This is a genomic window from Eubacterium maltosivorans (assembly GCF_002441855.2).
Classification (GTDB): Bacteria; Bacillota; Clostridia; order Eubacteriales; family Eubacteriaceae; genus Eubacterium; species Eubacterium maltosivorans.
The window spans coordinates 3,300,028-3,313,586 of the sequence record NZ_CP029487.1; the positions used below are offsets into that span (position 1 = coordinate 3,300,028).

Annotated in this window: 13 protein-coding genes; 10 read left to right on the top strand and 3 right to left on the bottom strand. The window is 53.9% G+C overall.

Features of this window, described 5'->3' with window-relative positions:
• Positions 1-149: 149 nt before the first annotated feature.
• Entirely contained in the window at positions 150-785 is a 636-nt protein-coding gene (locus CPZ25_RS15240; protein ID WP_090410709.1) for a lactate utilization protein, read from the bottom strand.
• A 236-nt stretch (positions 786-1,021) separates the two neighbouring features.
• Between CPZ25_RS15240 and CPZ25_RS15245 the strand changes: the two genes are divergently transcribed.
• The 7 genes from CPZ25_RS15245 to CPZ25_RS15275 all read left to right on the top strand — a co-directional run bounded on the left by CPZ25_RS15245 (position 1,022) and on the right by CPZ25_RS15275 (position 7,643).
• Positions 1,022-1,768, top strand: coding sequence for an HAD family hydrolase (locus CPZ25_RS15245; RefSeq protein WP_096919171.1), 747 nt, complete (start codon positions 1,022-1,024; stop codon positions 1,766-1,768).
• 541 nt (positions 1,769-2,309) lie between these two features.
• Positions 2,310-3,206: a dihydrodipicolinate synthase family protein gene (locus CPZ25_RS15250; protein WP_096919172.1), complete on the top strand. Its 897-nt coding sequence runs from the start codon at positions 2,310-2,312 to the stop codon at positions 3,204-3,206.
• 33 nt (positions 3,207-3,239) lie between these two features.
• Entirely contained in the window at positions 3,240-3,899 is a 660-nt protein-coding gene (gene deoC / locus CPZ25_RS15255; RefSeq protein WP_090410711.1) for a deoxyribose-phosphate aldolase, read from the top strand.
• 33 nt (positions 3,900-3,932) lie between these two features.
• The gene (locus CPZ25_RS15260) at positions 3,933-4,739 is read left to right on the top strand and encodes an SDR family NAD(P)-dependent oxidoreductase (protein ID WP_090410712.1); all 807 of its coding nucleotides are present in this window, start codon (positions 3,933-3,935) and stop codon (positions 4,737-4,739) included.
• A 40-nt stretch (positions 4,740-4,779) separates the two neighbouring features.
• Entirely contained in the window at positions 4,780-6,324 is a 1,545-nt protein-coding gene (locus tag CPZ25_RS15265) for an FGGY-family carbohydrate kinase (RefSeq protein ID WP_096919173.1), read from the top strand.
• An 82-nt stretch (positions 6,325-6,406) separates the two neighbouring features.
• Positions 6,407-7,315: a damage-control phosphatase ARMT1 family protein gene (locus CPZ25_RS15270; protein WP_096919174.1), complete on the top strand. Its 909-nt coding sequence runs from the start codon at positions 6,407-6,409 to the stop codon at positions 7,313-7,315.
• On the top strand, positions 7,302-7,643 hold the full coding sequence (locus CPZ25_RS15275; RefSeq protein WP_096919175.1) for a tautomerase family protein: 342 nt from the start codon (positions 7,302-7,304) through the stop codon (positions 7,641-7,643). The genes CPZ25_RS15270 and CPZ25_RS15275 overlap by 14 nt, the downstream gene beginning before the upstream one ends.
• A 45-nt stretch (positions 7,644-7,688) precedes the next feature.
• Here the strand turns inward: CPZ25_RS15275 and CPZ25_RS15280 are convergent, their stop codons facing one another.
• Entirely contained in the window at positions 7,689-8,651 is a 963-nt protein-coding gene (locus tag CPZ25_RS15280; protein ID WP_096919176.1) for a sugar-binding transcriptional regulator, read from the bottom strand.
• 452 nt (positions 8,652-9,103) lie between these two features.
• On the opposite strand from CPZ25_RS15280, the gene CPZ25_RS15285 reads away from it, so the two are divergent.
• Both CPZ25_RS15285 and CPZ25_RS15290 read left to right on the top strand, forming a co-directional pair.
• On the top strand, positions 9,104-9,373 hold the full coding sequence (locus tag CPZ25_RS15285) for a Veg family protein (RefSeq protein WP_013378925.1): 270 nt from the start codon (positions 9,104-9,106) through the stop codon (positions 9,371-9,373).
• Between the two features lie 271 nt (positions 9,374-9,644).
• Positions 9,645-10,880 carry an arginine deiminase gene (locus CPZ25_RS15290; protein WP_096919177.1) on the top strand — a complete coding sequence of 412 codons (1,236 nt, stop codon included), beginning with the start codon at positions 9,645-9,647 and terminating at the stop codon, positions 10,878-10,880.
• 293 nt (positions 10,881-11,173) lie between these two features.
• Here the strand turns inward: CPZ25_RS15290 and CPZ25_RS15295 are convergent, their stop codons facing one another.
• Positions 11,174-11,725, bottom strand: coding sequence for a Uma2 family endonuclease (locus CPZ25_RS15295; RefSeq protein WP_096919178.1), 552 nt, complete (start codon positions 11,723-11,725; stop codon positions 11,174-11,176).
• Positions 11,726-11,963: 238 nt separating this feature from the next.
• On the opposite strand from CPZ25_RS15295, the gene CPZ25_RS15300 reads away from it, so the two are divergent.
• Positions 11,964-13,412, top strand: a complete 1,449-nt coding sequence (locus CPZ25_RS15300) for an SH3 domain-containing protein (RefSeq protein WP_096919179.1) — start codon at positions 11,964-11,966, stop codon at positions 13,410-13,412.
• Positions 13,413-13,559: the final 147 nt, after the last annotated feature.

The window sequence follows — 13,559 nt, forward strand, 5'->3', positions numbered from 1 at the left end:
AAAAGCTAAAGCTGCTGAAAAAGGTATTCGTTTTTTTAACATTGTTTAAAGATGTTAAAATTGCCATGAGATTACTCCTGTTTACAAATTGATTGGGTTAATTGTACGCTACCCGCAAAACATTGTCAAGTTTATTTTTTGGTGCAATTCTAATAACCGCACGCCTCGCCGATTAAAATAATCTTGATGCGCCCCGGGATCGGGTTGTTCCGGGTGATGACGATATTGCTGCAGATGCAGTCCGCGCTGTGGCAGTCGCCGCAGACGCCAGTGCTCAGGCAGGGCGTCTGCCGGTTCAGGCGCACGCAGTTGATGGGGGCGGCCTCGTTGCGGGCGCGGTCAATGGCATTTTCAAGGCTTCCGGCGACCTTGTTCATGCCAGCCAGCACAATGACCTGGTCCGGCCCATAGGCCAGGAGGGCGATCCGGTTGCCGAAGCCGTCGATGTTGACAAGCTCGCCGTCACGGCTGATGGCGTTGGCGCTCATGAGAAAGGTATGGGCCATCATGCCTTTTGCGATGGCCTCGCGCTTTTCGTCCGGGGTAGTGGCGACACTGCGGTCGATATAGTTGTAAACCCCCTGCTTGACCGCGTCCACCAGGCCGATTTCCTCGATGGTCATGCAGCCGCCGTGTGTCACCGATGCCCCGTCGGGGATGAGGGAGAGCGCCAAAACCAGCGCTTCTTTTTTGGTCGCACAGTAGTGGGCTTCAAAATGGCGCTTTTCCATTTTGGCGATCAGCGTTTTGGCCAGTGCCGCGTAGTGATCGGTACGAAATGACATAATGATACCTCCAGTTGTTAAAAAAGTATATTTACATATATTATACCCTGTATTTTATGTAAAGACCAGTAAAAATCAGGATATATTTGCGCGGTAAAGACTCGTGGGCAGCAGGCGGGGTTGAGTGAGGCAACACCTTTTCTAAAATCCAAGGATACTTGGCCAAATTTGTGGTATAATGAATAGACCGAAAGACCGACATCTGCATCGGGACAAAAAAATGGAGGCGAATCACCATGACAACTGCGAAAGAACTGTTCAAACCCCGCTACAGCGGAATTATCTTTGATTTAGACGGTACCCTGATCAACTCTCTCGAGGACCTTGTCGATGCCTGCAACCAGGTAATGCTGCACTACGGGCTGGAGCTGAAAAGCTACCAGGAGGGCAAAAAGCTCATTGGCCGGGGATTGAGAAACCTGATCAAACGCGCCGTGACCCCGGAAATGGCAAAAAACGAGGCCCTGGTGGACGAAGCAGTGGCCCTGATGAAGGACGAGTACGCCAAACGCTACACCCACAAAACGGTAGCCTACGACGGCATCAAGGATTTACTGCGCTACCTGCATGTGCACAAGATCCCCTTCGCCGTGTGTACCAACAAGCCCGACGGCGCGGCCAAGACCATTGTGGACGCTCTGTTTGACATCAGTGAATTTGTGGATGTGGTAGGGCAGAACGACAACAAGCCCAGAAAACCAGACCCCACACAGACCCTGGAGGTCGCGGCTAAGATGGGTGTGGCTCCCGGTGACTGCATCTATATGGGGGACAGCTCTGTGGACTACGAGACCGCCAAAAACGCCGGAATGCTCCCGGTCCTCTGTACCTGGGGCTTCACCGACCCCGAAAAGCTCATGCAGTACGACGATGCCATCTGGATTAAGAATCCTCTGCGCGCCATCGACGCCCTGAAATACGGTGACCAGATGTATGAGATTTTTAATGAGAAGAAGCAGGACGAGCTGAAGGAAGAAGAATAGGACCAAGGACAGGAACCCGCTGCGGCGGGTTCTTTTTTAATGCCCGGAGAAAAGCGCTAAACCTTAAACGCGCAGGAAAGGAAGTGTGCCGCAGGCAGAAATATGCTATAATACAGTGACATAAAAATGATTTGCGATAAAAATGAAATTTTGTTCATATTTATTTTCAAATAGAGGCTTTAAAAACAAATTGAAAAGATAAGACGATGAAAGCAAAGAGATTCTCAGGTTAGAAATGAATATATTCTCAAATATACTTAATATATAATATTTTTTCAAAATAATTCTGTATTGCTATATATAGATATAATGACGCCGTTATACAACTATATATTGATAAAAAATACAAAAAATATAATTTTAAACAATTGAAATGAGGTTAAATGAAAGAGTGAATGCGTTTTCTGCTATTGCTTTTTGAAATGGAACGCTATATAATGGGGTTGAACAAATGATTATAAAGCTTTGAATTCAAAATTATGTTCAATTCATGTTCAATTTTCCGAGTGCTCAGAAAAATTTCAGTAAGGAGTAAAAGCATATGGCAGATAACGTGTCTTTTAAAGGTGTAATGACCGAACTGATCACGCCATTTACAGAAGACGGACAGGTGGATTACCCTCTGTTAAGGGGTGAGGTAGCGTATCAGCTTCAAAATGGCATAAAAGCGCTGTTTACCAATGGGATAGCCAGTGAATCCCTGTCACTCACGGCAGAGGAGCTGATTGAGACCACTAAGACAGTCGTGGAGGCAGCCGGGGACCGGGCGCTGGTAATGGGGAACATTGCCTGCCAGACCCTTCCGGAGGCCATGCAGGTTTTAAGGGGCTATGAGGCTGCCGGCGTGGACGCGGTCTGCATCCAGCAGCCCTGTGTTTACAGCATTCCCCAGGAGGAGCTGGTGGCCTACTTTGACGCCATCGCGTCCGCCACGACCCTTCCGGCAGGCATCTACAACGCCCCGCAGACAGGGAATACGCTGTCGCCGGCGTCGGTGGCGGCCATCTTCAAGCATAATGAAAATATGCAGTTCTACAAGGAGAGCACCATCGACTTTGTGCACATTCAGAACACGATGCGCCTCATCGGGCCGGACCGCTCCATGACGTTTTTAAATGGCAGTGACGCGACCACCTTTTCGGTCATGCAGCTCGGCGGGGCCGGCGTGGTATCCCTGATATCCGCGGTCTTTCCAAAGGCGGTTCTGAAGCTGGTAAACGCCATGGAGGCAGGAGATATTGCAGGTGGACGAGCGGCGCAGAATGAAATTCTGCTCATTCGGGAAGCCCTGAAGACCGGGCCCTTTGTGGCAGGCTACAAATACGCCGCCGGGTTGATGGGTGTGCCTCTGGGGTATATGCGCAGGCCGCTGGCAGAGCTGAGTGAGGGCGAAAAAGAAAAGATAAAGACAAGCCTGGAAAAGCTTCGGCTGGTCTGAGTGACGGATTAGAATAACGAAACGAGGTTTAGTATGGATAAAAAACAATTAGCTGGTATGATGGACCACACCCTGCTCAAGGCTGTGGCCACACCGGAGCAGATCGCGAAAATTTGTGAGGAAGCCAGGGAAATCGGCGCGGCGTCGGTATGCGTCAATCCCTGCAATGTAAGACAGGCGGCAGAGCTTCTGAAGGGCTCAGAGGTTAAGGTATGCACCGTTATTGGGTTTCCGCTGGGGGCCAACACCCCGGCCGTCAAAGCCTTTGAGACAGAGGACGCCATCGCGGGCGGCGCCCAGGAGGTGGACATGGTCATCAATGTCGGCGCGCTGAAGGCAGGCGACCAGGATACCGTGTACAGAGACATCAAGGCTGTTGTGGACGCCGCGGACGGCACCCTGGTCAAGGTGATCATTGAGACCTGTTACCTGACCGACGCCGAAAAAACCACTGCCTGCCAGATGGCCGCGAAGGCGGGAGCCGACTTTGTCAAGACCTCCACAGGCTTTGGCACCGGCGGCGCCAACCCGCACGACGTAGCGCTGATGAAGGCCAGCATTCCAGACACCATGCAGGTAAAAGCATCTGGGGGGATGCATGTATGGGCAGACGCCAAGGCCAATATCGAAGCCGGCGCTGACCGTCTGGGCGTGTCGGCCAGCCTGGCGATACTCGACAGCTTTGATGAATAGCATGATTTAAGGGGATCATTTGAGAGGAGATATATGATGAATCATCAAAAGAATACAATGTCCGAAAAACCTGTTATCGCCGTCACCGGCGGCGGTCAGGGGATAGGACGGGCCATTTTGCTCTACTTTACCGAACGCGGCTACAATGCCGCTGTGCTGGATATGAACCTGGAGACAGCCGCTGCTGTGGCTGAGGAATGTAAGGCCAGGGGCGCTGACGCCATCGCGGTCGAGTGCAATGTCACAGACTCCGCGAGTGTCAACGCCGCCTATGATCAGATCGGAGGTTATTTTGGCGGGCGTCTGGACGTCCAGGTCAACAACGCCGGTGTCTTCCGCAGAGAGCGCGTTGAGGATGCAACCGACGACGTGACCGACCTGCTCATCGACGTGAACCTGCGGGGGCCGGTTTACACCAGCCGGGCAGCCATTAAAATCATGAAGGAGCAGGGGCACGGCAGTATCATCAACGCCCACTCCATCCTGGGGCAGTTCCCGGATTTCGGGCTTGGAGTCTACAGCGCCACCAAGGCCGGGCTCTTTGCACTGACCCGCGTACTGGCCGCGGAGTGCGCGCCCTACGGCATCCGCGTGAACGGCTACGCGCCGTCTGTCACCGACACCCCGATGGTGCACCACATCATTGAGGAGCGTCCTGAGGCCAAGCTGGACCAGATCCCCATGCGCGAATTCGGCACGCCGGACCAGATCGCCAAGATCTGCTGGTTCTTCGCGTCGGATCTCTGTGAGTACACCACCGGGATCAATGTGCCCTGTGACGGCGGCACCTGGGATGTTCAGAGGCCTTTCATGGCCTGGAAGGCCGCCGGAAAGCTTTAAGCGGATTGTGATTTAACAGGAGAGATAGGAGAGTAATACGATGAAAACTGGTTATATCATTGGAATTGATTCGGGGACATCTATGGTAAAGGCCGCTTTGTTTGATATGCAGGGGAATGAAATCTGCGTCGCCTCACGGTCGACCCCTGTGGAGGAACCGTACTTTGGCTGGTCAGAATTCGACATGGACGTGGACTGGAAGGAGGTCGCCAGCGTTATCAGCGACCTCATGGGAAAATGCGGCGTGGACAAGAAGGAAGTGCTGGCCATCGGGCTCGGCGGAAAGGGTGTGGGCGTCTGCTTCCTGGATAAGGACAACCGTCCTGCCCGCAAGGGGATTCTCTGGAACGACGCCCGCTGCGCCGGCATGACCCGGGAATGGATCGAGAGCGGCAAGATGGAGCAGATTTTTGGCGCGACTGCCAACTGGCTGATGACCGGCGACGTAGGCATCCTGCTGCCCTGGATGAAGGCCCATGAGCCCGAGGTGCTGGAACGGACAGCCCACTTCTGCCTGAATACCAACTGGATGTGCTACAACCTGACCGGCGAATTCGGCTCAAACGCTACAGATTTTTACTCCCAGATCGATGAGACCCGCACCTACAGCGACAAAGTCATGGAGATTGAGGGGATCCTCGACCTGAAGGATAAATTCCTGCCGCTGCAGGAGCCCTGGGAAATCTGCGGCCATGTCACCGAAAAGGCTGCGCAGCAGACCGGGCTGGCAGCCGGCACGCCGGTGGCCTCTATTGGCTGGGATGTTGTCTGCTGCAGCGCCGGCGTCGGCGCGGTGGACGACGGACAGGCCAATATTATTCTGGGAACCTCTGGCGTCATCATGCTGACCATGCCGAAGTTTGCCCACTCACCCATGCTGGGCTGCCAGACCATCCACAACATACCGGGTAAATGGCAGCAGCTCATCGCGCCGCTGACCGGCACGCCGAACAGCGACTGGTTTGTGAACAACTTTACCTGCGCGGATAAGCTGCAGGCCGAAAAGGAAGGCCGCAGCGTGTACGCCCTCTTTGACGAGGTGATCGACAAGGTGAACCCGGGCTGTGACGGCGCCATCTACCATCCTTATATGAACGCGGCGGGAGAACGCGCGCCCTTTACCAATACCAACGCCAGGGGCAACTTCTTCGGGCTGAACCTCCACAGCGACCGCCACGTCATGCAGCGCGCCGTGTACGAGGGCATGGCCTTTGCCAACAAGCACTGCCTGGACGCCTACACCTATCCGGTGAGCGATATCCGCCTGTCCGGCGGCGGCTCCAAGAGCCCGGTGTGGTGCCAGATTTTTGCGGACATCTGCAACGCGCCCATCAGCCTGCCCGGCGGCACCGAGTTCGGCGCCAAGGGTGTCGCCTGGAACGCGGCACTGGCAGCCGGCTATTTCGGCAGCTGGCAGGAAGCCTCCGAGGCCTTCTGCAAGGTGGAACGCGTCTACGAGCCCATTGCGGAGAACGTAAGCATCTACGCCGACCTGTACGAGGTCTACAAGGCGATCCCTTACGCGCTGTTCCCGGCCTGGGAAGCCCGGACCGAGTTCCTCAAAAAACACGGCTTCCAGGGATAATCCCGGGATCGTAACCCTCTATAACTTATAAGAGAAACCGGCTTTTCCCAAAGCCGGTTTTTTACTCAGAAAGGAGCACACAATGCATTTTCTATGTCTGGCAAGGTGCCAGCTGGGGTTTCTGCTGCGGCAGTTTGAGCTGTTTGGCCTTTCCGCCGAGCAGCAGAATGACATTTTGAGAAAGGAAGTGGCCCTGGTGAGCGGCCAGAGCATCGACATTCACGCCGGTATTTCCGGCTCGCGCATGTTTCGGCTTCTCTGTGAGGCTCTGGGAGACCCGGACCCGCTAAAGGGCGCGAGAGAGAGCCAGAACGCGCAGATGCTGGAGCTCCTGCCCGCTGTCCGGGAGGCTGTGAGAGCAGGGGAGAACCCGCTGCACTGCGCCCTGAAGGCAGCTGCCAGCGGCAATATTGTGGACGTGTCCTTTGCCGATGACTTTGACGTGGCCGGCGCCCTTGAAAAAAGTATGGCGGCGCCCTTTGCCATCGATGACTTCGGGCTTTTTACCCGGCGGCTGGCAGCGGCCAGAACCCTGACGCTGGCGGCAGACAACGCGGGGGAGATTGTGCTCGACCGTCTGCTGCTGGAGGAAATACAGCGCTGGCGGCGTCAAAAGGGCCTGCCCGGGGTCAGGGCCACCGTACTGGTAAAAGGCGGCCCCATTTACAACGACGCTTTGAGGCAGGACGCCCTGACGGCCGGGCTGGACCGCGAGGCTGATATTCTGGACACTGGGTCCGACACGATCGGCATTCACGCCGCCTGCCTGTCGGAAAGCGCCCTTGAGAACCTGCTGGCCGCGGATATGATTATCTCAAAGGGGCTGGCGAATTACGAGAGCGATTTTGGCAGCGAGGCTTTCCCAGAGAAGATTTTTTACCTGTTCCGGTCCAAGTGCGAGGTGCTTTCAGGCCAGCTGGGCATTCCGCTGGGGAGCGGCGTGCTCATGGCCCATCATAGAGAACAAGGAGGAAGAAATGCCTTACATTAAGATCAGTCTTTCTAAGAAGATAACCTGCGAGGAAAAGCAGGCGCTGGCCGCAGAAATCGCGGCCGTTATTCCACTGCTGCCAGATAAGCCCGGAGACCGGGCCATGGTTGAGATTCACGATGGCTGTGATTTGTACCGCGGCGGCCAGCCCGCCGGCTGCGCCTTTATGGAGACGCGCCTGTACCAGGAAACGCCCAAACCCTTTTTAAAACAGTATACTGAAGCGCTGTTCGAGGTGTTTGAGCGACGGCTCGGATACAGTAAAGCCCAGATCTATTTCAATATTCTGGAGCTGGACCACTGGGGCTCAAAGGGAACCCTGCGGTGAGTGCGCATTAAAAAAGAACGGACCTGAGAAGCCGTTCTTTTTTATTTACAGCACGCCCTCGCGCCGCGCCAGGTCAATAACCCGCGCCGCGGTCAGGGAGTCGGTGACCAGCACGTCGATCCAGCCGGCTTTCAGGGCATAGTAAACCGCCCTGGCCTTTTGGCGGCCGACGATGCAGGCCAGCACACATTCGGCGTTTTTAATGGCGTCCAGGGAGACACCGACCGTACGCTTATCCAGCTCGGGATCACAGATATTGCCGTCTTTATCAAAGAAACGGCTGCAGATACTGCCAACAGCCTCCACGTCTCTCAGCCTGGCGATGTTGTCATCGTTCAGGTATCCGGCCTGATAGAGGCAGGAATCCTCGTCCGGGGTCGCGATGTTGACAAAGAGCTTGTTGCAGTCCTCCACCCGTTCCAGCAGGCTGCGGACCTTGGCGTCGTGCAGGAGGATATCGAGGATAATCGGGCTTTCCACCAGCGCCGGGCAGGGCAGGCAGAAAGCGCTCTCGGCGCCCAGCTTCTGTGACAGGTTGCTGATGATCTCGTGGGCGAAGCTGCGGCAGTTGGCATTGTCGACTGCCCCGGAGAGCTGGACCAGGGAGCAGTCCGGCAGGGAAAAGGCCGGAAATTCCTTTGAGAGCTCAAAGAGCGTCCAGCCCCAGTTCACGCCAATATGGTCGCCCGGGTTCAGAAAGGTCGGAAGAAACTGCGCGCCCAGGCGGGCGGTGAGCTGGATGGCCAGCTCCACATCGTCCTCGGGCACAGAGGCCACGCGGGCGCCCTTGAGGTGAAAAGCGGTTAAGAGCTGCTGCTCCATCTCGCTGATATCGTCGATGGCGTCGTCGATGAAAATCTTGACGATGCCCCGTTCCCGCGCTTCCGCCAGCTTTCTCGACACCTTGGGACGGGAAATGCTGAACTGGGTGGCGATTTCGGACTGAGTCCGCCCCTCTTCATAATATAGCTTGGCAATTGCCTGTAATAAGCGCTGATCTGTGTTCATTGTCTTTATCTCCAATGCGTTTTTCAAATTGATCGTCTGTTTAATCCTTAGACGATGAACAAAAAGTGTCCTTTAACCTCTATTATAGATTAAAAGACTTGTTTTTACAAGCGAAATGGGGGCAAAAATGAAATTTTGTTCAAAAATTAAAAAAATAGTCATATGGTTTGCGGGATAAAACAGTTCGGACTTTTAACAGATAAGGTGAAAAAGAAGCATAAAAACATTTGTGTTAAAAAACGGGTTTAGGGCTGGGCTGGTTTCTACATCCGGTTATTTTGTAAAACCATTACACAACATATAGACGCGAATGTAAACGAGAAACATTTTGAAAACAAAAAGTGCATTTACATATTGACAATGATAATTAAGACTGCTATAATTATACTTTACTTTTTGGAGGAATCGTGTTATAATGACTAAGATGTAAATCCACAAACGAGGTGAAGTTCATGCAGAAACAAAAAGCGACAATTATGGACGTCAAGCGTGAGGTTGAAAACTATCGTGGAAAAAGAGTAAAACTGGAAGCCCATAAGAGCAAGAAAAAGCTCTATCAAAAAGAAGGCGTTATTGAAGGGACTTACCCAAGCATCTTTACCGTCAGCGTAAAGGAAGATAAACGACCGACTCAGAGATTATCCTTCTCATATTCCGATGTCCTCACAAAAAGCGTTAAAATTGCGTTAGTAGACGAAGTCGAAGGCGCTTTCAGCTACTAAGAATCCCACTGACATTCTGATTAAACCCGCATAAGCTCAAACGAAGGGGAAGAATCGCGTATTCTTCTTTTTTGATGCCAAATTTTGGCAGTTGAAAGCCTACAGACGGCGCCCTCGCAGGCGGATGTTAAATTTTATGACATCCATCTGCGAGGGCGCCGTTTTATTTGTTCTAACTTTAAGCCAAAAGGGGTATAATAGAACTATATGCCGTTTCAGGCAGGATACCGGATGGCGCTGGCTGTCCAGATAAAGATTGGAGAATAAGTGAATGGAAGAAAAGCTACTGAGTATACAGTCGGAGATTGGAAAGCTGAACGCGGTCCTTCTGCACCGGCCGGGCAAGGAGCTTGAGCGCATTGTGCCCAACGTCCTCAAGGAGGTTCTTTTCGAGGATATCCCGTGGCTGCGGCGCATGCAGGAGGAGCATGACGCCTTCGCGAGGGTGCTCACCGGGCGCGGTATCCATGTGTATTATGTGGAGCAGCTGCTGACCGATATTCTGGCCGACGCAGAGGTGCGAAAAAGCCTGGTGCACGACGTCATCGACCAGAACCCCTCCTCGGGGAACTACATCGATGGGTTTTTGCAGGAATACCTGCTTTCCATGGAGGACTGCAAGCTGGCGGAATCGCTGATCGCCGGGGTGCTCCAGAAGGAGCTGGACCATGTGGAGCGGGAGCGGGTGCTCTCGGATTATATCAACGAGTCTGAGCCCTACGCCTTTTACATGAATCCGCTGCCCAACCTGTACTTTATGCGCGACCCGGCGGTCACCATCGGCGACGGCATGAGCATCAGCGCCATGGCCACCGAGGTGCGCAAGCGGGAAAGCCTGTATATGCACTATATTTATAAAAATCATCCCCTGTTTGCCTCCTGCGGCGGGAAAGCTTACTATGAGTATGATAAGTTTTTCTCCGTAGAGGGCGGCGATATCCTGATCCTGAGCCCCACCGTGGTGGCTGTGGGCTGCAGCGAGCGCACCCAGGTGCAGGGGGTTGAGGAGCTGGCAAAACGCCTGTTTGAGGACAAGCCGGAGCTCGAGGGCGTGCTGGCCGTCAAGATTCCAAAGGACCGGGCTTTCATGCATCTGGACACCGTCTTTACCATGGTGGATTACGACAAATTTACGGTGTATCCCGGCATTCTGGACCGTGTGGAAACGGTGATGATCCGCCGGGGCAGCAAGGGGCATCTGCGCTACGAGCGCATTGACAGCCTGCACGACGCCCTGAGGCGCGCCCTGAACCTCACCAGCATAAAGCTCATTGAGAGCGGCGGCGGCAATCCGGTGGCCGCGGCCAGAGAGCAGTGGAACGACAGCACCAATACCCTGGCCATCGCGCCTGGGGTGATCGTGGCCTACGGGCGCAACGAGCGCTCCAACGAGGTGCTGGCCCAGAATGGCATCGACGTGATCAGCATCGAGGCCTCCGAGCTGGTGCGGGGCCGTGGGGGCCCGCGGTGTATGACCATGCCCCTTAACCGCGACCCGGTGAAATAAAAAAGCGCCGTGTTTTGGGGCGCTTTAGAGTGTCGACAAACTTTAACACGAAGCGATGAAGCGTCAAGAAGAGGCTTTTGAAGTTGAAAGTGGATAGTGGAAAGTTGAAAGTTCAGGAGCAAATCAGCCCTTGGCCGATTTGATTGAATGCGGCCTGCAGCCGCTGTTCCAGTCGTTTTTGCGTCAGCGAAAACGTTCCATAACTTTCCACTTTCAACCTTCAACCCAAAGGGCTTCAAGCTTTCTCTTTGCCGCTCATGACCGACTTTGCCAACGTCCTGAAGCGCTGTGTTTTACGGCGCTTTTGGGAAAATATCGCGCAGCGGGATTTTAAGGTCCTCAAAAATACCGGAGGTCAGCGTATCCTCAAGGGTATACTCGTTGACCGCACCTTTTGTGAAGGTATGGACAATAACGGTTTTTGACTTTGGGCTGACAATCCAGTATTCCTGCACACCTGCCAGCTGATACTTGTTGAGCTTTACAAAGAGGTCGGTGCGCATGGAGCCGGAGCTCAGAATTTCCACCGCGATGGTCGGCGCGCCCTCATAGCGCTGCTCCGAAAACTTTTCCGGGTCGCAGAGGATACTGATGTCCGGCACGAAGATGTCTTTGTTCAGACGGACCTCCAGCTCCGAAAAGGGGCGGCAGGTTTTGCCTTTGAAAAAAGGTGCGAGGGAAACCGAGAGATTAAAGAGAATACTCTGATGAAGTACGCCGGGACGGGGCATCATCAGCACCATATCGTCAATGAGTTCATAGAGATGCTGCTCATCCATGGGCAGCGCGTCGAATTCCTCGAGGGTAACTTTTTGGAAATGTTCGTTTTCTTTTAAAAGCGGCATAAAGGACACTCCTTTCGTGTGTTGTTAGCTTAATCATAGCACGTGGGAGGGGCTCAGGTCAAATGAATGCCAGGAGATACGGCTTTCCCTTAACCGTAATAAACTGTAAAAATCAGTAAAAACCGCAGATATGAGGATCTGCGGTTTTTTTCGGGCCCAAAGCGGTAGCCGTAAATCTAATTCTGTTATATAATAGGGTCAGGTATGGAAGGAGGATCGCATAAAAGGAGAAAAAGAAGTGAAAAAGACAAAAATCCTTGGGATTTTATTAAGCGTACTTTTAGCGGTATCCTTTACGGCCTGCGCCAAAACAGATAACGCCCCGCAGGGGACTGCGGGCACAGGCAGTGTGGACGGCGTGCTCAAAAGCTACTCGTCCGGAGTACTGGTGATGACAAGGGGCGATAAAAGCGAGCTGACCTTTGACCTTTCAAAGGCGACGGTCAGCTGCAAAAACATGCTGTCCGGCGACAGCATCACCGTTTTATACGACGGCGCCATCGAGGGTACGGACACCAGCGGCGTCACAGTGACCGAGATCAAGGACAACGGCTCCGCCGCGCCGAAAGAACAGACGATGGTGGGAACAGTCCAGAACCTGACCCAGCACTCGCTGACGCTCAAAGAACCGGACGGATCAGAGTATACCTTTACCACCGCCGGAGCTAAGCAGGTTTATAAGAACGGCATCGAAAACGGCAACTGGGTACAGGTAAAATACGTGGGCGAGCTGAGCGGAAACGATGCCGCCGGCGTCAAGGTTCTCGAGATTGTGGACAATGACGAGAACATCAAGAAAGCACAGGAGCTGGACAAGGTGGCAATCAAGGCCGCGGACGAAAAGGTATGGGCCACAGACACCGTACATGTGCGGGAGTCCTACACTACGGATTCCAACGTGCTGGGCGACCTGGCACCCGGCAATGAGATCACCCGCACAGGCGTGTGTGATAATGGCTGGTCCAGAGTGAACTACAACGGAAAAGACGCCTTTGTCTATTCCAAGTATCTGACCACCACCCAGCCCGCTGCTCCCAGTCAGCCCGCGCCGGCCAAGCCGCAGCCAAGTCCGAGCCAGCCGGCCCAGCCAAGCGCGCAGCCAACGCCAAAGCCGACCCCGGCCCCGACGCCTGCGCCAGCGCCCGATCCCATCCCGGCCCCAACGCCAGAGCCGACGCCAGAACCGACCCCGGCCCCGGCTCCAGACCCAACACCTGAGCCAACGCCAGAACCCACACCAGCGCCTGAGGTCAAGACCCTCACCGGTTACGTGGTGAGCTACGCGGACGGAGAGCTCGTTGTTTTCGCCAACGGCGCCGATTACCCGCTGAACGTGACCGACGCGCAGCACGATTACGCCAACGGCATTTTGACGGGCAATGAGGTCACCGTTACCTATACCGGCGACCTTCAGGCTTATGAAACAGTGGTGGTGCTGAGTGTGAGCGATTCAGCGCTGAACGCCGGCGACCGGTCAGTCATTACCGGTGTGATCGCGTCCGCTTCCATGAACACCCTGGACCTGACCACAGACGACAACACAGAGATTACCTTTGAGACCATGAACGCGGAGGTCAACAGCCAGAATTACCAGGTTGGCGCCCGCGTCAGCGTGACCCTGGACCTGTCCCAGAGCGTGGACACTTCCAACATCTTTCACGCCTTAAAGGTGGACGACGCACAATAGCGCTTTTAAAGAGGACGTATGGAGCCGTCCTCTTTTTTTAGTGGCAAATATTCTTGAAGCTTTCTTGAATTTTTACGCCTGTGATACATGTTAAAATAGAAGTGAATTCATAGTTTTCCTTAGATAAGGGAAAGACATGGGAGGTAA